Origin of the sequence: Zoogloea sp. (assembly GCF_041904905.1) — a bacterium.
In the GTDB taxonomy this organism is placed as follows: Bacteria; Pseudomonadota; Gammaproteobacteria; order Burkholderiales; family Rhodocyclaceae; genus Zoogloea.
On the sequence record NZ_JAYRMI010000025.1, the window covers coordinates 1 to 19242 of the forward strand.

At 70.9% G+C, this 19242-nt stretch carries 17 protein-coding genes; 2 read left to right on the forward strand and 15 right to left on the reverse strand.

What is annotated here, in order from left to right; translation table 11 throughout:
- The 3 genes from ACE3N6_RS09085 to ACE3N6_RS09095 form a co-directional block, all read right to left on the reverse strand.
- Positions 1-1601, reverse strand: a 1601-nt coding sequence (locus tag ACE3N6_RS09085) for an ATP-binding protein (protein ID WP_374244963.1), incomplete at its 3' end; no start/stop codon positions are given.
- Complete coding sequence (locus ACE3N6_RS09090; protein WP_374244965.1) at positions 1598-2527, reverse strand: ABC transporter substrate-binding protein; 930 nt, start codon at positions 2525-2527, stop codon at positions 1598-1600. The genes ACE3N6_RS09090 and ACE3N6_RS09085, both read right to left, overlap by 4 nt.
- Before the next feature lie 6 nt (positions 2528-2533).
- Positions 2534-4624: a TonB-dependent receptor plug domain-containing protein gene (locus ACE3N6_RS09095; protein WP_374244967.1), complete on the reverse strand. Its 2091-nt coding sequence runs from the start codon at positions 4622-4624 to the stop codon at positions 2534-2536.
- Between the two features lie 114 nt (positions 4625-4738).
- Here ACE3N6_RS09095 and ACE3N6_RS09100 point away from each other — a divergent pair, with 114 nt between their 5' ends.
- Both ACE3N6_RS09100 and ACE3N6_RS09105 read left to right on the forward strand, forming a co-directional pair.
- Positions 4739-5386, forward strand: coding sequence for a response regulator (locus tag ACE3N6_RS09100; RefSeq protein WP_374244969.1), 648 nt, complete (start codon positions 4739-4741; stop codon positions 5384-5386).
- 158 nt (positions 5387-5544) lie between these two features.
- Positions 5545-7575: a FeoB small GTPase domain-containing protein gene (locus ACE3N6_RS09105; RefSeq protein WP_374244971.1), complete on the forward strand. Its 2031-nt coding sequence runs from the start codon at positions 5545-5547 to the stop codon at positions 7573-7575.
- A gap of 12 nt (positions 7576-7587) precedes the next feature.
- Here the strand turns inward: ACE3N6_RS09105 and ACE3N6_RS09110 are convergent, their stop codons facing one another.
- The 12 genes from ACE3N6_RS09110 to ACE3N6_RS09165 form a co-directional block, all read right to left on the reverse strand.
- Positions 7588-8916 (reverse strand): type II secretion system protein GspD, encoded by a 1329-nt coding sequence (locus ACE3N6_RS09110; RefSeq protein ID WP_374244973.1) that lies wholly within the window; start codon positions 8914-8916, stop codon positions 7588-7590.
- A complete protein-coding gene (locus ACE3N6_RS09115) occupies positions 8913-9287 on the reverse strand; it encodes a hypothetical protein (protein WP_374244975.1) in 375 nt (124 codons plus the stop codon). The genes ACE3N6_RS09110 and ACE3N6_RS09115 overlap by 4 nt, the downstream gene beginning before the upstream one ends.
- Positions 9284-9832, reverse strand: coding sequence for a hypothetical protein (locus ACE3N6_RS09120; RefSeq protein WP_374244977.1), 549 nt, complete (start codon positions 9830-9832; stop codon positions 9284-9286). The genes ACE3N6_RS09115 and ACE3N6_RS09120 overlap by 4 nt, the downstream gene beginning before the upstream one ends.
- On the reverse strand, positions 9829-10425 hold the full coding sequence (locus ACE3N6_RS09125; RefSeq protein ID WP_374244979.1) for a hypothetical protein: 597 nt from the start codon (positions 10423-10425) through the stop codon (positions 9829-9831). Before ACE3N6_RS09125 ends, ACE3N6_RS09120 begins: the two co-directional genes overlap by 4 nt.
- A 1-nt stretch (position 10426) precedes the next feature.
- Complete coding sequence (pilM, locus tag ACE3N6_RS09130) at positions 10427-11524, reverse strand: pilus assembly protein PilM (protein ID WP_374244981.1); 1098 nt, start codon at positions 11522-11524, stop codon at positions 10427-10429.
- Positions 11525-11568: 44 nt separating this feature from the next.
- Complete coding sequence (locus tag ACE3N6_RS09135) at positions 11569-13725, reverse strand: DNRLRE domain-containing protein (protein ID WP_374244983.1); 2157 nt, start codon at positions 13723-13725, stop codon at positions 11569-11571.
- Positions 13722-14450: a hypothetical protein gene (locus tag ACE3N6_RS09140; protein WP_374244985.1), complete on the reverse strand. Its 729-nt coding sequence runs from the start codon at positions 14448-14450 to the stop codon at positions 13722-13724. The genes ACE3N6_RS09135 and ACE3N6_RS09140 overlap by 4 nt, the downstream gene beginning before the upstream one ends.
- Positions 14447-14860: a type II secretion system protein gene (locus ACE3N6_RS09145; protein WP_374244987.1), complete on the reverse strand. Its 414-nt coding sequence runs from the start codon at positions 14858-14860 to the stop codon at positions 14447-14449. The genes ACE3N6_RS09140 and ACE3N6_RS09145 overlap by 4 nt, the downstream gene beginning before the upstream one ends.
- Positions 14861-14864: 4 nt before the next feature.
- A complete protein-coding gene (locus ACE3N6_RS09150; RefSeq protein ID WP_374244989.1) occupies positions 14865-15437 on the reverse strand; it encodes a Tfp pilus assembly protein FimT/FimU in 573 nt (190 codons plus the stop codon).
- Positions 15438-15447: 10 nt separating this feature from the next.
- Positions 15448-15960: a prepilin-type N-terminal cleavage/methylation domain-containing protein gene (locus ACE3N6_RS09155; RefSeq protein WP_374244991.1), complete on the reverse strand. Its 513-nt coding sequence runs from the start codon at positions 15958-15960 to the stop codon at positions 15448-15450.
- 126 nt (positions 15961-16086) lie between these two features.
- Complete coding sequence (locus ACE3N6_RS09160) at positions 16087-17208, reverse strand: type II secretion system F family protein (protein WP_374244993.1); 1122 nt, start codon at positions 17206-17208, stop codon at positions 16087-16089.
- Positions 17209-17212: 4 nt separating this feature from the next.
- The gene (locus tag ACE3N6_RS09165; protein ID WP_374244995.1) at positions 17213-19174 is read right to left on the reverse strand and encodes an ATPase, T2SS/T4P/T4SS family; all 1962 of its coding nucleotides are present in this window, start codon (positions 19172-19174) and stop codon (positions 17213-17215) included.
- Positions 19175-19242: the final 68 nt, after the last annotated feature.

A 19242-nucleotide genomic window follows, 5' to 3' on the forward strand; every position in this document is an offset into this window, starting at 1 on the left:
GTGACCCGGCAGCCCCAGGCTGCGAGCAGCCCCACGGCGCTGGCGACGGCCCGCTCGTCGTCGTCCACGAGGGCGACGTGGAGGCCGTTGAGGGCCTGGCTGGCGACGGGGTGGCTGCCTTCGGCGACCACCCCGGGGGCGGCGGCGGGCAGCTCGACGGCGAACACGGCGCCGCGCCCCGGGCTGGAGCGCAGCGACAGGGGGTGGTCGAGCAGGTCGGTGAGCCGGCGCACGATGGCGAGGCCCAGCCCGAGGCCCTTGGCCCGGTTGCGCTCGGGGTTGTCGAGCTGGACGAACTCTTGAAAGATCGCTTCCTGGGCTTCGGGGGCGATGCCGGGGCCGTTGTCGCGCACCTCGATGCGCACCCGCCGTCCGCGCTTGCGGCAGCCGAGCAGGATGGTGCCGCCGGGGGCGTAGCGCAGGGCGTTGCTGATGAGGTTGTGGAGGATGCGTTCGAGCAGCAGGGGGTCGCTCTCGACCCACAGGCTGGTGGGGCGCAGGCGCAGGCGCTGGCCGCGCAGTTCGGCTTCGCGGCGGTAGTCCACCTCGATCCGTTCGAGCAGGGGCTGGAGCGGGAAGGGTTTGATCTGGCGGTCGAGCACGCCTACGTCGAGGCGCGAGATGTCGAGCAGGCTGTCGAGGAGGTTTTCCATCGTTTCGGCCGATACCGCGATCTGTTCGACCAGCCGCCGGGTGTCGGGGGCGTGGGGTTTCTGGCCGAGTTCGGCCACGAACAGGCCGAGGGCGTGCATGGGCTGGCGCAGGTCGTGGCTGGCGGCGGCCAGGAAGCGGGTCTTGGCGCGGTTGCCCCGTTCGGCTTCGTCCTTCTTTTCGAGCAGCTCGCGGGTGGCCGCTTCGATCTGGCGTTCGAGGTCTTCCCGCGAGGCGCCGAGCTTGTCGGCCATGTCGTTGACGCCTTCGGCGAGGGTGCGCAGGCTGCGCCCGCCTTCGACGGGCACCCGGGCGGAGAGGTCGCCCTGGCCGAAGCGGCTGACGGTGGTGGCGATGCGCTGGATGGGGCCGGAGATGCCGCGGCTCATCCGCAGGGCCAGGGCCACGCTGGCGATGAGCACGGTGATGACCATCAGGAAGGCGTGCCACAGGAGGTGGCGCTCTTCGGCGCGCAGGGAGTCGCGGGTCATCTCGACGAGCACTTCGCCCCGCTGTTCGGTGCCGCTCGGGATGCTGGCGATGCCGTTGCCGAGGAAGGCGTCTTCGATGTTCGCGCCGACGCCGGTGACCGGCTCGCGGAAGCGTAGCGGTGTATCGTCGCCCGCTGAGGGGCGGCGTTCGGGCGTGGAGAGTTCGGTGAGGATCTGGTGCTGCGGGCCGTACACCACCACCCGCACCACGTCCTTCTCGATCACGATGGCGTTGCTCAGCTTCTGCAGGCTTTCGAGGTTGCCCGAGAAGACGCCGTATTCGCTGGCCGCGGCGAGCTGGCGGGCGAGGGCCTTGCCCCGCTGGCGGTGGACCTCTTCGAGGTCGGACAGCCGGGATGAGGTGAAGTAGCCGATCAACAGCGACGCCATGACCATGGTGGGCAGGACGGCGATGAGGATGGTCCGGGCGCGGATGTCGAGGTTGCCGTCGCTGATCATGGCGGGTTCTCCGCGCGTTCGAGCCGCTCGCGCAGCACGTTCGCGTCCTCGAGGGTGATGCCCATGGAGCGGGCGACGTAGGTGTTGGTGCTGATGCGGAACTGGCGCGGCGCGGTGGGCGGGGGCAGGCTGCCGGTGGCCAGCCCGACCCGCGCGGCTTCGCCGGCCTGCTGGCCGATCTGGGCCGGCGTGCTGTAGAGGGCGAAGAGGGCGCCGGCCTTGACGTAGGCGGGCGAGAAGCCGATCACCGGCGAGCGGTGGTGATAGGCGGTGAGCAGGATGTTGGAGATGGTGCGGTTGTTGAAGAGCTGGGCGTCGGGCACCGCCAGCAGCACGGTGGGTTCGGCCAGCAGGCGCTGGAGGGCGGGGTAGAGGTCGCTCTCCTCGCCGGCGTATTCGACCACCGGGCGCAGCCGCTTGTCGCGGGCGCCGGATTGCAGGCGGCTGCCCAGCTCGGCGCTCTCGCGGCCTACCACGATGCCGACCCGGGTCCAGTCGGGCAGGGCGATGCGCAGCAGTTCGAGCTGGCGCGAGGTGGGCTGGTCGATGAACACTGCCGAGACGCGCCGGGTGTCGTCGCCCCGGTTGGGCAGGCGCTCGTAGGCGCTGCGCGGCAGCAGGGTGTGCAGCACCAGGCTGCGCGGGGCGAGGTTGGCCACCGTCTGGGCGGCGCGGGTGCCGAAGCTGACCACCAGCCCGGTGTTGTTGAGGGCGGCGGCGTCGTCGGCGCGCAGGGGCACCACCAGGGTCTGGGCGCGGTGGCCGGCGCTGCGCAGTTCGGCGGTGAGCGCTTCGGCCGCTTCGTTGAAGGCGCTGCTGTCTTCCGACAGGACGAGCACGACCGATGCGGCGCGGGCGACCGGCGTCACGCTGCAGGCCGCGATGGCCAGCAGGGTGACGATGAGGGCGCGCCGGATCGGGTTCATCGGCGGTCAGAGTTCCAGGTTGACGGTGGCGAAGATGCTGCGGGCCCACCAGGAGGTGTCGGGGGCGTAGGTCTGGTCGGGGCCGTCCACGTTGCGGGCGGTGACCGAGACTTCGCCCCGGGCGAGGCTGGCGGGCAGGCGGCGGGCGAGGCGCAGGTCGAACTGGCGGTAGGGGGTGGTCTTGTGCCAGCTGTCCTGGTACCAGCTCATCGAGCCGATCCAGTGCTTGGCCGCGCTGAGCTGCCAGCCGGGGCGGAACTCCCAGGCGCCGTAGAGGGTGGAGCTGTGGCGGGGGGCGGAGTATTCGACGTAGCCGCTGGCGTTGGTGCGCGCGGCGGCGGCGCTGACGCCGGGGTTGTCGATGCGCAGCTCGGTGTGGTGGGCGGTGAGCCAGGTGCGCGGGCTGGGGCGCCAGGTGGCGGAGATCTCGAGCCCGCGGATGTCGGCCTCGCCGCTGTTGGTGAAGTAGCGGGTGTTGCTGCGGGAGAACAGGCCGACGGTGGAGGGTTCGAGCTTCATCTCGACCAGATCGCGGGCGCGTTCGAGGAAGACGCGGGCGTCGATGGTGGTGGCGATCCGGCGCAGCTCGGCCAGGTAGCCCAGCTCGTAGGTGGTGATCCGCTCGGCGTGCAGGTCGGGGGAGGGGCGGAAGGTCTGGTTGAGGGCGGTGCCGGTGGGGATCATCCGGCCCGGCACGCCGAAGGGCGCCGCGTTGCGGAAGATCATGCTGGCCTGCTGCTCGAAGGCCATCGGGTTGCGGTGGGAGCGGTTGGCCGACAGGCGCAAGGTCTGGCTGTCGGTCAGGCGGTAGTTGGCGGAGATGCGCGGTGCCAGGGCGGCGCCGGTGAGGGAGTTGTCCTCGAGCATCGCGCCGGCGTTGAACAGCCAGCGCTCGTTCAGCCGCCATTCGAGGGTGCCGAAGGCGCGCACCACGGTGCTGCGGACCGGGTCCGGGCTGTTGAAGCGCGACGGGGCGGCGAGCAGGTCGGTGCGCCAGCCGGCGCCGGCCACCGCCCGCAGCGAGGGCGACAGGGTGGTGACGCGCTGGATCTCCAGGTCGTCGCGGACGGCCTTGAAGTCGTAATCGAAGCGCACCGGGATCGACAGGGTGCGGGGGACGCCGCCGATGGCGAGGGTGGCCGGCACGTTGAGCAGGTAGTTGTCCCGGCCGTTTTCTTCCTGGTGGTAGTAGGCGATCGTCAGCTCTTCGCCGGGGGTGGGCGCGTGGCGCCAGCGCAGCAGCCCGAAGCCGGTGTAGATGCGCATCGGCCGTTCGGGGTCGGTGGCGTTGAACTCCTTGCCGGTGCCTTCGTGGGAGTCGGTCCAGCCGGTCTGGAAGTCGATGCTGTTGGCGCTGTCGGCGCGCCACTCGGTGTTGAGGGTGGCGAGCTGGGTGTAGCGCCAGTCGTTGATCCGCTGGCCGCCCTTGTCGTAGTTGCCGAAGCCGTGGTCGTAGGTGCGCGAGACGGTCAGGCGCAGCGCCAGATCGTCGAAGCGGTGGCCGATGCGGGCGCCGAAATCGTTGATCCCGTTGTCGCCGGCCCGGTAGCGCACGGCGCCGCCGACGGTCTCGGTGGGCGACCGGGTGATGATGTTGGCCACGCCGAGGAAGGCGTTGCTGCCGTAGGCGGCGGAGTTGGAGCCGCGGAAGACCTCGATGCGCTCGATGTCCTCGATGTCGACGCCGATCTGGTTCCACTCGACGCCCGAGATGAGGTAGGGCGAGTAGATCGAGCGGCCGTCCACCTGGACGAGCATCCGCCGGGGGGCTTCGTCCGACAGGCCGTGGTAGGTGACCAGGGGCTGGTTGCCGGTGTGCATCCCGAGCTGGAACCCGGGCACCAGCCGGAACAGCTCGTAGATGTTGCGGGCCCCGGACGCCCGGATCATCTCGCGGTCGAGCACGGTGACGGCGCCCGGGGCGTCGGCCGCGGTCTGGGACAGGCGGGTGGCCGACAGGATCACCGGCAGGTCGCCCAGGTGATCGGCTTCGCTGAGGTTTTCTTCGTTGGCAAAGGCTGTCAGCGGCAGGGCGGTGAGCAGCAGGGAGAGGACGCAACGGGGCGTCGGCGCGGAAATAGGCTGGGCTGGCGGCATGGCACGTGCCGGATTGGCTGGCAAACCGCGATTTTGTACGTTTTGGGCAGGGCTGGGTAGGCTAAACTGCGAGGCACAGCCGAATTCCGATATATCCGCTTTGAGTTGGCGGTGATGATGCAGACACGTATTCTGATTATCGAAGACCATGTGCTGGTGAGGGAAGCCATGGCCCTGACCCTCGCCCAGGTGGGCGAAGGGGTGTACTGCCAGCAGGCCAGCAATGCCACCGACGCGCTGGCCCTGCTTGAGGCCGATCCGGATTGCGATCTGCTGGTGGTGGATCTGATGTTGCCGGAGATCAACGGGTTTTCCCTGCTTGGCGTGATCGCCAAGCGCTTTCCGGATGTGCCGGCCCTGGTGGTGTCGGCGCTGGACGACCGGGAGTCGGTGCAGCGGGCGATGAAGGCCGGCGCGTCCGGTTTCGTCTCCAAGGCCAGCCCCAGCAACACCCTGATCGAGGCGGTGCGTACCGTGCTGGCGGGAGGGGTGTTCACCCCCGAGGCGTCGTCCGGCAGCGACAGCGGCAGCCGCAGCCGGCGCGCCAGCCAGGCCTTTGCCGAGCGCTTCCAGCTCACCGCGGCCCAGGGCCGGGTGCTCGAACTCGTGGCCCAGGGCAAGTCGAACCGCGACATCGCGGAGTTTCTCGGGCTGTCGGAAGGCACCGTGAAGGTGCATGTCTCGGCGATCCTGCGGGCCCTGGGGGTGACCAGCCGGGCGCAGGCGCTGTTGATGATGACCCGCGCCGGCCTGCGGGTCTGATCGTCCTTCAGGGCGCCGCACTCGCGGTTGGGGGCGCGTTGGCTGCAGGCACGAGGCCATCTTTTTGCGAACAATTCTTATTACCGCTTATAATCTAGGCAATGGATCATTGCCGGACGATTGTCGATGAATCGGATTGATGGGCGGGGTGACTGCTGATGGGTTCCGCAGCGCCGGTCGCCGCAACGGTTTCGCTGCCGCGCAGCCTGCTTCGAGGCAAGCGCCGGCCGCAGATCGCCCTGGTGGGCCTGCCGTGCACCGGCAAGAGCACCATCTTCCAGGCCGCATCGAGCACGGCGGTCGACACCGGCCGGCTTGACGGCAGCAGCCTGGGTTTTTCCACCTGCCGGGTGAACGTGGGGCTCGAAGAGGCCGATTTGGTCGATCTGCCGCCCCTGCGCAGCCTGCACGATCTCGACGAGGCCGACCGCCTGCTGCTGCGGGCCTTGCTCGGCGGGCAGCCCGGCAAGGCCGGTGGGGCCGGCTTCCGGGCGCCCGACCTGCTGATCCAGGTGGTGGACGCCACCGCCCTCGAAACCAGCCTGGCGCTCGCCCAGGAACTCTGCGAGCTGGGCAAGCCGCTGGTGATCGCCCTCAACCGCCTCGACGAGGCCCGGGCCAAGGGCGTCTATATCAACGTGGCGGCGCTCTCCGAGGCGCTGGGGGTGCCGGTGGTGCCCACCGTGGCCCACATGGGCAAGGGCATCTCGACCTTGTTCGAGGCGGCGCTGCAGTTGCTTCACACCGGCAGCTGCCCGCTGCCCCAGTTGCCCAGCCCCTATCTGCGCAAGGCGCTGGCGCCCCTCAACACCCTGCTCGACGCGCCGGAGGTGGAGGCCGCCTTCCGGGTGCCGCGGGCGCTGCTGCTGACCCAGGTGGCGCGGGGCGACACGTGGTTTTCCACCGAGCTGGCGCGCTGTTTTCCCGACCGGGTGCCGGCCATCGAGGCGGCCCGGCTGGAGGCCGCCCAAGGGCTGCCGCGCCCGCTGGCCGACGAGCTCTTCGCCGACCGCCACTACCGGGCGGCGGCGCTGCACGAGCAGGTCAGCCGGCTAGGCCATGCGGCCGAAAAGGCCGGCTGGAAGCGCACCCTCGACCGGCTGTTCCTGCACCCGCGCTGGGGCCTGATCGGCACCCTGGCGGTGTTTGCGCTGGTGCTGTTCATGGTGTTCGAGGTGAGCACCGCCCTCGACGCGCTCACCTCGGCGCCGCTGGCGGCGTGGGTCGGCCAGTGGGCGCCGGACACCACCGCCGGCGTGGTTGGCCGGGCGGTGGCCGACGGGCTGGTGGGGCTGGTGGGCATCGTGGTGCCCTACATGCTGCCGCTGGTGCTGCTGCTGGTGAGCCTGGAGGAGTCGGGGATCATGCACCGGGTGGCCTTCGTGGTGGATCGGGGCTTTCACCGCATCGGCCTGCACGGCGGGGTGGCGGTGCCTTTCCTGCTGGGGCTGGGCTGCAACGTGCCGGCGCTGTCGGCGGTGGCGGCGTCGTCGTCCGGGCGCGAGCGCATCGTGGCGTCGCTGCTCATCACCTTCGTGCCGTGCTCGGCGCGTTCGGCCATCGTGCTGGCCATCGGCGGCAAGTATCTGGGTTGGGAGGGGGTGCTGGGCATCTTCCTGCTGACGATGCTCATCATCGCGGTGGCCGGCAAGCTGCTGACCCGCCGCTACGTGAAGGCCAGCCCGGGCCTGATCCAGGCGATCCCGTCCTACGCGATGCCCCAGTGGCGGCGCCTGCTGGCGATCACCTGGGAGCGCACCAGCGACATCCTGACCATCGTCACGCCGCTGCTGGTGCTGGGCAGCGTGGTGCTGGCGCTATTGGCCCATTTTGGGGCGGATGAGGTCGTCAACACCCTGCTGCTGCCGGTGACGAGCTGGTGGCTGGGGCTGCCGGTGGCGCTGGGGGTGCCGATCCTCTTTGGCGTGCTGCGCAAGGAGCTGTCGCTGCTGATGGTGTATCAGGCCCTCGGCACCCAGGACATTGCGCTCCAGCTGGGCTGGGTGCAGATCGCCACCTTCCTTGTCTTCCTGACCTTCTATGTGCCCTGCGTGTCCACCTTCGCGGTGATGCTGAAGACCATCGGGCGCCGCGACGCGGTGTTCTCGGTGGGGCTGTCGGTGGCGGTGGCGCTGGGCATCGCGGCGGTGTGCCGGGTGGGGCTGCAGGCGGTCAACCTGCTGCTCTGAGGCGGGCGCCGGTCAATCCCGCGGGCGCAGGCGTTCGAGGGATTCGTCCAGCCCGGCGGCGCTGCGCAGCAGGGGCGGTTCGCTGTCCTCCAGCCGCGCGGCCGGGTTGCCCGGGGCGGCGGTCGGTGTGGCGACGGCCTCGGGCTCGCGCACGATGCGCGGGGTGATGACCACCACCGTCTCGGTGCTGGTGCCGGCGTCCTCCCAGTGGGAAAACGCCGCGCCCACCACCGGAATCTCGCCCAGCACCGGAATGCCCGAGCGCTTGTAGTTGGCGCTGTTGCGGATCAGCCCGCCGATGAAGATCGACTGCCCGTCCTCGGCGATGAGGGTGGTGTTCACCTGGGTGCTGTTCTTGGACGGGATGCTGTTGTTCACGCTGGCGGTGCTCACCTCGGGGTGGATCTTCATCAGGATGCGGCCGCGCTCGTCGATGGACGGCGTGACCCGCAGGATCACGCCGGATTCGAGGAACTGGATCGATTCGGTGGTGACCTGGTTGATGGTGGTCGTGACCTTGTAGCCGGTCTGGTCGCCGATGGAGGTGATCGCCTGCTGGTTTTCCAGCGCCAGCAGCTTGGGTGTGGCCAGGGTGTGCACCCGGCCCTTGCTGGCCAGGGCGCTCAGGTAGATGTTGAGGTTGTCGCTCACCACGCTGAAGAACAGCCCGCTGCCGGTGCGGTCGGCCAGGCCCCTGGTGCCCACGCTGTAGCTGCGGTTGCTGCCGCCGATCACCTTCGACCAATCCACTCCGAAGGCCTCGCTGCGGTCCAGCCGCACTTCGAGGATCTTGGCCTCGATGAGGATCTGCCGGGGCTGCACGTCCACCTGCTCCAGCAGCGCTTCGATGCGCTCGACGAAGGCCGGCTGGTCTTCGACCACGATCAGGCTGCGTTCGAGCAGCGGGGTGATCTTGCCGTAGCGGGAGATGTGCTTGGTGAGGATGTCGGCGACGATCTTGGGGTTGGAGTATTGAACCTTGAAGGTGCGCAGCCGGGTGTTGCCGGAGAGCCCGTCCAGCCCGGCGTCCTTGCGCTCGACCACCAGAAAGGTGTCGCCGCGGCGCTCGACCACGTAGCCGGCGGCCTCGGCCACGGTGCGCACGGCGTCTTCGGCGCTCACGTTGTAGAGGTTGACCGACACGTTGCCGGTGACGCCCTTGCCCACCAGCACGTTGATCTTCTCGTTGCGGGCGAGCATTTCGAACACGTCGGCTACCGGCACGTCGCGCAGGTTGACGGTGATGCGGCGGAGGGCGGGGTCGGCGGCGAGGGCGGCCGGCTGACCGGTGGCGGCGAGGGCGCAGGCCACGAGGGCGGCGGCGAGGCGGTGGCGGATCACGGTCTGGACTCCCGGGGCGGGCGGCGCATGTCGAGGACGACGCGACGCCCGTCCTTCTCAAAGACGGCCTGGTATTCGGTGACCGACAGCAGGCGGTGGCCGTCGAGTCTTTCGCCGATGGCGACCATCTGGCCGTCCACGTTGGCAAGGGAACGGGGCCCCGACAGCAGCACGCCGCGCAGGCGGGGCTGCCATTCGACCGGGGCCGCGGCGTCGCCGGCGACGGGCGCGAGGGCGCCGCCGCCGGGGCGGCGGAAGGGGTCGTGGCGCAGCCGGGGGCCGTCGTCGGCGGGGTCGGCGGCGCCTGCCGGCAGGGCGAGCAGGAGCGTCAGCAGGAGCGTCAGCAGGGTGGGCAGGGGCGCGCGTTTCATGGCTGGCGGGCGCCCGGGTGGCGATACACGGCGAGGCGCAGGTGCAGGCTTACGTTGCCGCTGCCGGCCTGACGGGTGAAGCGCAGCTCCTGCAGGCCGGCGTTGGGCAGGCGCGTTTCGATGGCGGCGAGCCAGCCCACCAGCTGCGGGTAGCTGCCGGCGGCTTCCAGCTCATAGCGGGTTTCGAGGAGGCCGTCGGCTTCGTTCTGCTGGCCGGGGAACACCGGCAGCAGGTCGACCCCCCGGGCGCGGGCCAGGCTGTCGAGCAGGGCGGGCAGGCGCGAGGGGGTGGCGTCGGCGGGGTCGAGGGCGGCCTCGAGGCGGGCGGCCTCGTCGGCCAGCGCGTCTGCCCGGGCGGTCTGCTCGGGCAGGCTGCCGATGGCCGCGCGGATGCCCTCGGCCTGGGCGAGCTGGGCCTGCCGGGCCTGCCACGCGGGGCGCAGGAACTGCCCCCAGCCCACCAGCAGGATCGCGGCCACCGTGGCTACCGCGGCGAGCCGCAGCACCCGGATGTCGAGCTTCAGGAGGCGCTGGGCGCGCTTCACGAGCGGCCCCCGGGTTGGGGCGCCAGCGGGCAGTTGAGGGAGAACTCCATCAGTTCGAAGCGGTTGTACTGCTTGACGTTGCCGGGCACCAGCCGGGGTTTGACGCAGGGCCCGGCGCTGCCCAGGGTTTCGGCGAACTCGCCGATGGTGGCCGGGTCCGGTGCCTTGCCGCGGATCGCCAGGCTGGCCTCGGCCGGGGCTACCGGGGCGCCGGGCTGGGGCAGGGCCGGCAGGCGGGCGTAGATCAGCTCGTCGAACCACACCGCGTCGCCCAGGGCCCGGTCGATGGGCAGGAGCACGCCGCCCACCACGTCGGGGCCGCGCATGGCGGCGATGCGGCGGGATAGCTCGCGGGCTTCGTCCGCCCGGGCGTTGAGGGCGGCGAGGCGCGCCTGGGTGCGCTCGCTGTCGCGGCGCTGGGCGTGTTGGGCCTGCAGCGCGGCGGCGGCCTGACGGCTGGCCAGTTCGAGCCCGACGCGCACCGCGGCCACCGCGGCGACGGCGCAGCCCACCGCCACCAGCGCGCCGCGCAGGGTGCGGCGGGCACGCTGTTCGGCGCGCCAGGAGGCGGGGATCAGGTCGATGTCGGCCATGTCAGGCGGTCTGGCGCAGGGCGAGACCGGCGGCGACGGTCATCCCGGCGGGGGGCTCGACGATGGGCACGCCTTCGTTGCCGGGGATCTTCCACAGGTCGAGCACCTGCACGGGCATCGCCAGCAGGCGGCCGATGAAGGCCGCCGCGCCGTCGAGGCGGGCGATGCTGCCGCAGATGTAGATGCCGTCCACCGAGCCGCCGTGGGTCTGGGAGGCGAAGTAGATGAGCACCCGCGCCACCTCGTGGGCGAGTTGCTGGAAGTCGGACTGGAGCAGCTCGACGATGGTGCTGCCGATCTCGTCGCCGCGGCCGGGCAGGCCGTGCTTGCGCAGCAGGGCCAGGGCGCGGTCGGCGGGCAGGTCGAGGTTGCGGGCGAGGGTGTCGGCCAGGCGGGTTTCGCCGAAGGCCAGGCTGCGGTCGAACATCAGCCGGCGGCCCCACAGCAGGGTGAGGTAGCTGTGGCGGGCGCCAAAGTTGATGACGAGCTGGTTGGCCCGCGGGTCGCCGGTGACCAGCGCCCGGGCGACCCGGGCCAGGGCGGCGGGGCCGATGTCCACGGCGAGGGGTTCGAGCCCGGCGGACTGGAGCAGGTCGAGGTGCGCGATGACGCGCTCCCGCGGGGCCACCGCCACCACCGCCGAGCGCAGGTTGCTCTCGGGCGGGCGGCGGATCGGCAGGACGTCCACCACCGCGTCGTCGAGGCCGTCCTTGAAGCGCTCCTTCAGGGTGCGCAGCAGGGTGGCGGTGTCGTCCTGGCCATTGGGGGTGGTGTAGTCCACGGAGATGACCTGCAGCTCGCCGGGGGGCAGCACGCTGACCACCCGCCGGCCGCGAAAGCCGTGGCGCTTGAAGCCGTCGCGGACGAAGCCGCGGAAGGCGGCCCGGTCGTTCAGCAGCGCGTCGCGGGGCCCGGGGTAGGGTAGCCCGGCCACCGCCTGCCAGCGCAGTTCGCCGCCGGTGCGGGTGATCTGGGCCAGGTTGAGGCGCTCGCTGGCGAGGTCGAAGCCGATGGGCGTGTTCCGCCGGATGGCGGGCCACGGGGCTCTCAGGCCGGCGAGGCGGCCTTTCAGGGTTGTCCAGAGCGCGTTGTACTCCATGGCAGGCATATCGGCGCGGGCCGCCGTTTCCTTGAGCGCGGGCGCTACTGGGTGGTGATGACGAGCCGCGGTTCCTGGCGCACGCTCTCGCGGCTGGAGATCGTGGCGCCGTCGACGCCGATGTCCATCAGCACGGTCAGCCCGTGGTTGGGGCGCACGCCGTCCACCCATTCCTGCACGGTGGCGGTGATGTCCATCTCCCAGTAGCGCTGGGGGGTGGCGCCCAGGGGCAGGGAGAGGATGCCGGCGCTGTTGCTCGCGAAGCTGCCGCCGGCGTTGCTCCAGGGGAGGTCGGGGCTGTTCTGGCGCTTGTTCCAGCTCACGCCGGCGGTCGAGATGGCGCCGTTCTGGGTGCCCTCGACCCAGCTCTCGGTGAGCGGGTAGAGCCGGGCCTTGAAGAACAGGAGGATCGATGCGTTCTCGATGTGGAAAGACAGGATGGCGCGCTTGACGACGGTGCCGGTGGGCAGGTTGGACAGATCGAAGCGCAGGAGGGGCCGGTTGTCGGGCAGGTAGGAAAGCTGGAGCGGGGTGGCGGCGCCGTAGTTGGCGTTGAGGGGCACGCTGCTGGAGACGTAGGCGTCGGCCACCGGCAGGCGCACGCTGCCGCCCATGGTGCCGAAGACGCCGTTGGCGTCGAGGGTGGAGGCGACGATCTGCACGTCGTCGAGGCGGCCCAGGAAGTTCTCGTTGTAGGGCGTGGTGCCGATGAGCAGGTTGCGGGTGTTGGCGACGGGGGTGTTGCCGAAGGTGGCGGTGAAGGTGCCGACGAGGTTGCCGTCCACGTAGAGCTTGATCTGGCGCAGCATGTCCTTGTAGGTGGCGGCCAGGTGGTAGTAGGTGCCGGCCTTGAGGTTGAGGCCGGTGGTGCTGTAGGTGCGCCAGGCGTTGTTGGCGAAGTATTCGAAGTACAGCTCGCCGTCGCGGGTGCCCATGGCGTAGTTGGCCTCGTTGGCGGCGGTGCCTTTGTAGAGCACCGGGCGCTTGCCGTTGCGGTCGCTCATGTTGACCCAGGCGGCGAGGCTGAAATCGCCGCTCATCGAGAGGTCGGCGGCGTAGGGTACGGTGACCTTGCCGGGTGAGGAGAAGCCGATGGCGCCGCCGGATACGCCGCCGCTGCCGTTCCAGCTGCCGCCGGTAAGGCTGCCGGTGTGGCTGCCGACGGCGTCGCCGGCGGAGGCGCCGCCGGTTTCGTCGAACTTCCACCACGCCACGCGGCCGCTGATCCCGTCCTGGGGCGGGTTGAGGGCGCCGCAGGGGGCGACGTACTTGACGATGAGCTTGGGGACGCGGGCGCTGTCGGTGCTTTCGGCGGAGCCGTAGGCCTCGGTGAAGCTGGTGGTGGGCACCAGCAGGATGCCGTAGTTGGGGTAGCGGCCGTCCACCCAGCCCTGGACGAGGCCGGTGAGGTTCCAGGCGATGGTGTAGCCCGAGAGGTAGTAGTGGACGTGCGGGGTGTCGAGGGCGCTCACCGATTCGACGGTGGGGGCGGCGGCCTGCCAGATCCGGATGCCGTCGCGGGTCTGCCAGGTGGCGCCGTCGGCGCCGGAACTGCCGGGCTTGGTGCCGGGCTCCCAGGGTTCGAGCACCCGGTGGGCGTTCACGGTGCGCCCCGAGAGGGAGAAGCTGCCGGCGTTCTCGCGGTAGAGCGAGAGTTGGGCGTCGACGATGCGGCTGCCCTTGGGGAGCAGGGAGAGGTCGAACTGCAGCAGCGGGTAGCTGGCGCCCTGCTGGAGCTGGAGGGTGGCCGCGCCGCCGTAGTTCTTGGTGGGGCTGACGGCGTCCAGGTAGGTGTCGCCGCCGTTGCTGTCGGCCCGGACGGTGTAGGTGAGGGTGTTGCCGGTGGTCTTGGGCACCTGCCGGCTCACGCTGACCCGGGCGCCGGGCAGGCCGGCGAGGGTGGCGGTTGCGGTGAGGGTGACGGGGCTGCCCGAGGTGGGGCTGACGCTGACCTTGTAGCTGTCGCTGCCGATGGCGGTGGCGGGCAGGTCGGTGTAGCCGCTGCAGGCGGTGAGCTGGTTGAGCTTCCAGGCGGCGTGGGCGATGCCGGCTTCGGCGAGGCGGCGGGCGCGCTCGGCGTCGCGGGGGCTGAGGCGGGCGCCGGTGCCGATGTCCTGCACCAGCCCGAAGGCGATGGCGCCGATGACGATCAGCAGCAGGCTGACCGGCAGCAGCAGGAAGCCGCCCGCGGTGCGCTTCATCGCGCCCCCACCCGCAGCCGGCGCGACCAGCTGCCGGTTTCGCCGCCGGGGCCGGTGAGGGTGAGCTGGACGGTCACCTCCCGCAGGCGCCGGTTGCCGGTGGCGACGCGGGTGACGCTGAAGGCGGTGACGTTGTCGGCGATGGGGCGCACGGTGTAGTCGTTGCCGTTGAACGGGGCGATGTTGGGCAGGCGCTCCAGGAGCTGGCTGCCGACCCGGTAGAACACCACGGCGTCGATCCAGTCGGCGCCCTTCTTGGGGGCCACCGGGGCGCTGCCGAGGGTGCCGTTCTCGTCGTTGTCGGTGAAGGCGATGCCGTTGTCCGCGAGGCCGTCGCCGTCGTCGTCGATGCCGATGATGCCGGCGCCGCCGTCGTTGGTCTCGTCGGCCGGCAGGTCGTCGTCCACGATGCCGTTCTTGTCGTTGTCGGCGTCGGCGTAGCCGTCGCCGTTGCGGTCGAGGCCGGGAGGCAGGGCGACGGCGAGCACGTCCCGGGCGCCGGCGGTGACTTCGAGCGGCACCATCAGCCGGGTGCTGCCTTCGACCATCGCGGCGATGCGCTCCAGCGCCAGACGGGCGTCGCGCTGGAGCAGGGCCCGTTCGGAGAGCACGCTGTCGCTGCGGCGCAGGCCGGTGAGCACCGCGGTGAGGCTGCCCAGCACCAGGGCGGCGATGAGCGCGGCCACCAGCAGCTCGACCAGGGCGATGCCGCGCTGGGCGTTCATCGGGTCACCAGGGTGGTCATGTCGATGGGTGGGTCGGCGATGGCGGCGCGCACCCAGATCAGGTCGACGTCGGTGCCGGTGAAGGGGTTGTTGTCGCCGTCGGCGTTGTCGCCGTCGTAGCGGCTGAGGTAGACCAGCACCTGGGGTGTGCTGCCGGTGGGGTCGGAGAGCAGGCTGGGGGCGGTGGCGCTGCCGGCGAGGGTGGCGGCGGCGTCCAGGTCGTCGAAGCGGGCGCCGGCGGCTTCGGCCAGCTTGTTGGCGACGGCCTGCCACAGGTCGTCGTCCCGGTCGGCGGTGGGGGCGCCGCGCTGGGCGTTGGAGAGGGCCTCGATGGCGGGGACGATGGCGATGGCGAGCAGCAGCACCGCCACCAGGGCCTCGACGTAGCCGAATCCGCGCTGCCGTTGCATGGCGCTATTGCAGGGTGACGCGGCCGGTCTCCGCGGCCACCAGCACGTCGCGGGTGTGGCTGCCGGCCTGGATGCGCACCCGCGCGCTGCCGCTGGCGAGGCGCTGCAGGGCGTTGCCCTGGGTGGTCGCCGGGGCGCCGTCGGCCAGGAAGCTGAGGGCGCTGGCGGTGGCCGAAGGCAGCACCACCAGGCTGCTGTCGAGGCGGGCGTCGGGGTAGCGGCTGCCGCTGCCCAGGGTGTCGGCGTAGAGCTGGCGGGAGAGCGGGTGGCGCACGGTGTAGAGCGGGGTGGGGGGCGCGCTGCCGGTGTCGAGGGTGTAAACCTTGTAGCCGTCGCCGGTGCTGCCGGCGGTGAAGGCGACGCCGCAGGGGGTCTGGGTGCGCAGGGCCTCGTCGCGGGCAAAGCGCAGCGCCGCGGCCACCTGCTCGGCGGCCTTGGCGACCTGGGCCGGGCGGCCGGCAGCGGAGAGCTGCGGGGTGATCGAGGCGGCGAGCATGGCGAGGATGCCGACGGCGACGAGCAGTTCGATGAGGGTCACCCCGCCGCAGCGGGCGGGGCGCTTGCCGGGCGCTGCCACGGCGGCGGGTTCAGCGGGATTGGTAGGCGGCGATGTTGACGATGAGCTGGCCGGTCTTGTTGTCGAACTTCCAGCCGCCGGGGTCGCCGGAGGTGGCGGTCATGCCCAGGCTGCCGGCGGTGACGACTTCGACGGTGGCGACGTTCTTGATCGGATCGGTGGGGACGGTGCTCTTCTTGAGATAGGGCCCGTACTTGTAGGTGGCGTCCTTGGTGTTGCTGGCGGCGCCGGTGGCGCTGGTGTATTTGACCAACTGGGCAACGAAGGCGGCTTCGGTGTCGACGGCCCCGAACGAGCCGCCGGCGGCCACCGCGCTGGGGTAGCTGCCGTGCTGCTGGTAATACAGCTCGATGGCGGTGCGCAGGTTGCTCAGGGTGGCGTCCAGCGCGGCGGCCTTGCTGTCGTCGGTGGAGGCCGAGAACTGCGGAATGGCGATGGCGGCCAGCACGCCGAGGATGACCACGACGATCAGCAGTTCGACAAGGGTGAAGCCGTCTTGCAGGCGGGGGCGGCGAATCTTCATTGCGGACTCCGGTTCGTGTTGCAAGGGGCGGAAGGTTTCCGCCCGGTCAGCGGGTATGGGCTTGGTTACGGCCGGTGGGGCTGAAAGTTGAGGTGGAAGTTGCCGCCCGGCGTGAATTCCGACCGCTTAATGAACCGCCGCCGACAGCTTGAAGATGGGCAGGATCAGGGCGCTGACGATTGTGGCGACGAGCCCGCCCATGAACAGCAGCATCGCCGGCTCGATGACCTTGGCGAGGGTGGCGAGGCGCTGTTCGAGCTTGCGCTGGTAGTGCTCGGCGAGGCGCTCCAGCACCTTGGCCAGATGGCCGCTGCGTTCGCCGGTGGCCAGCATCTCCCGCGCGAGGGGCGGGATGAAGTCGGCGTCGGCGAGGGCGGCGGAGAGCCCGCGGCCCTCTTCGACGCTGGTGCGCATGTGGGCCATGGCGTCGCGCAGGGCGCGGGTGGAGGCGATCTCCTGGCTGGCGGCAAGGGCCTTGAGCAGCGGCACGCCGCGCGACAGCGACAGGGACAGGATGCGGAACACCCGCACCATGTGGATGCCCATCACGATGTTGCCGAGGGCGGGGGTGGCCATCACCAGCCGCTCGATGGCGGCGCGGCCTTCGGGCGAGGTGGCGACGCGCCGGCCCACCAGCGCGAGCACGCCGACGCCGACGACCACCAGCGCGCCGTATTTCTGCAGGAAGCCGGAGAGGGCCATCAGCACCAGGGTGGTGATCGGCAGGCGGTCGTGGATGGAGGCGAAGAGATCGGCAAAGCGCGGGAACACCCACAGCAGGATGAAGGCTACCACCACTACCGACAGGCCCAGCAGCACTGCCGGGTAGGTGAGGGCCGAGACGAGGGCGACGCGCAGGTTCTGGGCCTTCTCGTCGAGATCCTTGAGCTGGTTGAGCACGTCGGGCAGGAAGCCGCCTTCTTCGGCGGCCGCCACCAGATGGGTGTAGGTGGCGGGGAACATCGCCGGCTGGGCGGCGAGGGCCTGGGACAGGGGCTTGCCTTCGAGGATGTCCTGGTGGAGCGCGGCCAGCACCGCCTGCACCGGCGGGCGGCGGGATTGGGCGTGGAGTTCGCTGAGCGCGGTGTGCAGCGGCACGCCGGTTTCGAGGAGCAGGGCCAGCTGCTCGGTGAAGGCGATGCGGTCGGCTACCTGGAGGCGCTGGTTCCAGCCGGCGAAGGCGGCCTTGGCGCTGCGGGCGGCGGTGGGGGCGGACGCGCCGCCGGCGGGGCCGAGTTCGATGGCCATCGGATTACTCCAGCAGCACCACGCGGGAGATTTCCTCCAGCGTGGTGTGGCCGGCCAGCACCCGGTCGAGCCCGTCGTCGAAGAGGCCCGGGGTGGGGCCGCGCCGGACGTGGTCGCTGAGGGCTTCGTAGCCGGCGTCGGCGACGATCAGGCTCTGCAGCGGGCGGTCGATCTCGATGAGTTCGTGGATCGCCAGCCGGCCCTTGTAGCCGCTGTCGTAGCAGTTGCGGCAGCCCCGGCCGCGGGCCAGCATCACCTGACCGCGGGCCTCCCAGCCGAAGCGTTCGACCAGCTCGGGCGGGGCGATGTAGGTGCTGCGGCATTCCGGGCAGATGCGCCGCACGAGGCGCTGGGCCATCACGCCGATCAGCGCCGACGACAGCAGGTAGGGCTCGACGCCCATGTCCACCAGCCGCGCCACGGCGCCCACGGCGTCGTTGGTGTGGAGGGTGGATAGCACGAGGTGGCCGGTGAGGGCGGCCTGCACGGCGATCTCGGCGGTCTGGCGGTCGCGGATCTCGCCGACCATGATGATGTCCGGGTCCTGCCGCAGCACATGGCGCAGGATGCGCGGGAAGGTGAGGCCCACCGCCTCGTTCACCTGGTTCTGGTTGATGATGTCGAGCTGGTATTCCACCGGGTCTTCGATGGTGACGATGTTCTTCTCGATGCTGCGCAGGTGGTCGATGGCGCCGTAGAGGGTGGTCGTCTTGCCGCTGCCGGTGGGGCCGGTGACGAGCAGCAGGCCGTGGCTGCGGGCCAGCAGCCGGCGGAAGCGCGAGAGGTTGCCTTCGGCCAGGCCGAGGCGGTGCAGGTCGAGCACCGTGGTGCCCTTGTCGAGCACCCGCAGCACCACCTTTTCGCCGTAGATGCCGGGCAGGGACGAGAAGCGCAGGTCCACGGTGCGTCCCTTGGTGGACACCTGGATGCGCCCGTCTTGCGGCAGGCGGCGTTCGGCGATGTCCAGGTTGGCCATCACCTTGAGGCGCGACACGAGGGCCGGGAAGAGGTCGGCGCGGGGGTTCATCACCTCGTACAGCACGCCGTCGATGCGGAAGCGCACCCGCGCCTTGGTGCGGAAGAGTTCCAGGTGGATGTCGCTGGCGTTGTCGTGGATGGCCCGCTGGATGACGGCGTTGACCAGGTTGATGACCGGGCTGCCGGCGGCCAGCTCGTCGATGGTGGTGGTGTCGCCGGCCTGGCCGGTGTTCTCGATCACCTCCAGATCCATGGTGTTGCCGTCGATCAGGTCGGGGTCGTAGGCGGAGCCGGAGTAGGCCTCGAACAGGCATTTCTGGATCGCGTCGGCGCCGGCCAGCACCCAGCGCAGGCGGCAGCCGCTGGCCCGCTCGATCTCGTCGGCCACCGGCATGGATTGCGGGTCGGTGGTGGCGAGGGTGAGTTCGTTGCCGATCCGGAACAGGGGCAGCACGCCCAGCCGGCGGGCCATGTCCTGGGGCAGGGCGTCGGCGATGGCGGGGTCGAAGAGGCCCGGGCGCATGGCGAGGTAGGGCACCCCGAGCTGGGCCGACAGGGCCTGGAGCAGCTCGTGCTCGGGCACCCAGCCCTTCTCGATGAGGATGCGCCCGATGCGCAGGCCAAGCTGGCGCTGCAGCCGGGCGGCTTCGGCGAGCTGTTCGGCGGTGGCGAGGCCGCGCTGGGTGAGGATGTCGCCAAGGCGCTGGCCGCTGGGGGCGGCGGGGGGCGGCAGGGGGCGGGAGTCGGGGCCGCCGCTGTCGAAGATCTCGATGCGCCGGTCGAGCCCGGTGGCGATCAGGATGTCGCCGATGAGGGGGTTGGGCGCGGTGAGGCGCAGCCAGCCGCCCAGGCTGGCGAGGCGGGCGCTGCCGGCAAGGAGCTGGGCGAGGGCCTGACTGGAGAGCAGCGAGACCTTGCCCAGATCGAGCACGATGCGCAGTTCGTACTCGGCGGCGCAGGCGTCGATGGCGTTGCCCAGGGCGCCCACCGCTTCGGTGTCGTGGAGCGCGCCTTCGGGGGCGAGGTAGGTGAGGGTGCCCGCGCGGGTGCGGACGA

Coding starts and splice junctions, on each gene's coding strand:
- ACE3N6_RS09090 (WP_374244965.1), bottom strand. CDS start 2,527: ATGAACCCGATCCGGCGCGCCCTCATCGTCACCCTGCTGGCCATCGCG.
- ACE3N6_RS09095 (WP_374244967.1), bottom strand. CDS start 4,624: ATGCCGCCAGCCCAGCCTATTTCCGCGCCGACGCCCCGTTGCGTCCTC.
- ACE3N6_RS09100 (WP_374244969.1), top strand. CDS start 4,739: ATGATGCAGACACGTATTCTGATTATCGAAGACCATGTGCTGGTGAGG.
- ACE3N6_RS09105 (WP_374244971.1), top strand. CDS start 5,545: ATGGGTTCCGCAGCGCCGGTCGCCGCAACGGTTTCGCTGCCGCGCAGC.
- ACE3N6_RS09115 (WP_374244975.1), bottom strand. CDS start 9,287: ATGAAACGCGCGCCCCTGCCCACCCTGCTGACGCTCCTGCTGACGCTC.
- ACE3N6_RS09125 (WP_374244979.1), bottom strand. CDS start 10,425: ATGGCCGACATCGACCTGATCCCCGCCTCCTGGCGCGCCGAACAGCGT.
- pilM (WP_374244981.1), bottom strand. CDS start 11,524: ATGGAGTACAACGCGCTCTGGACAACCCTGAAAGGCCGCCTCGCCGGC.
- ACE3N6_RS09135 (WP_374244983.1), bottom strand. CDS start 13,725: ATGAAGCGCACCGCGGGCGGCTTCCTGCTGCTGCCGGTCAGCCTGCTG.
- ACE3N6_RS09140 (WP_374244985.1), bottom strand. CDS start 14,450: ATGAACGCCCAGCGCGGCATCGCCCTGGTCGAGCTGCTGGTGGCCGCG.
- ACE3N6_RS09145 (WP_374244987.1), bottom strand. CDS start 14,860: ATGCAACGGCAGCGCGGATTCGGCTACGTCGAGGCCCTGGTGGCGGTG.
- ACE3N6_RS09155 (WP_374244991.1), bottom strand. CDS start 15,960: ATGAAGATTCGCCGCCCCCGCCTGCAAGACGGCTTCACCCTTGTCGAA.
- ACE3N6_RS09160 (WP_374244993.1), bottom strand. CDS start 17,208: ATGGCCATCGAACTCGGCCCCGCCGGCGGCGCGTCCGCCCCCACCGCC.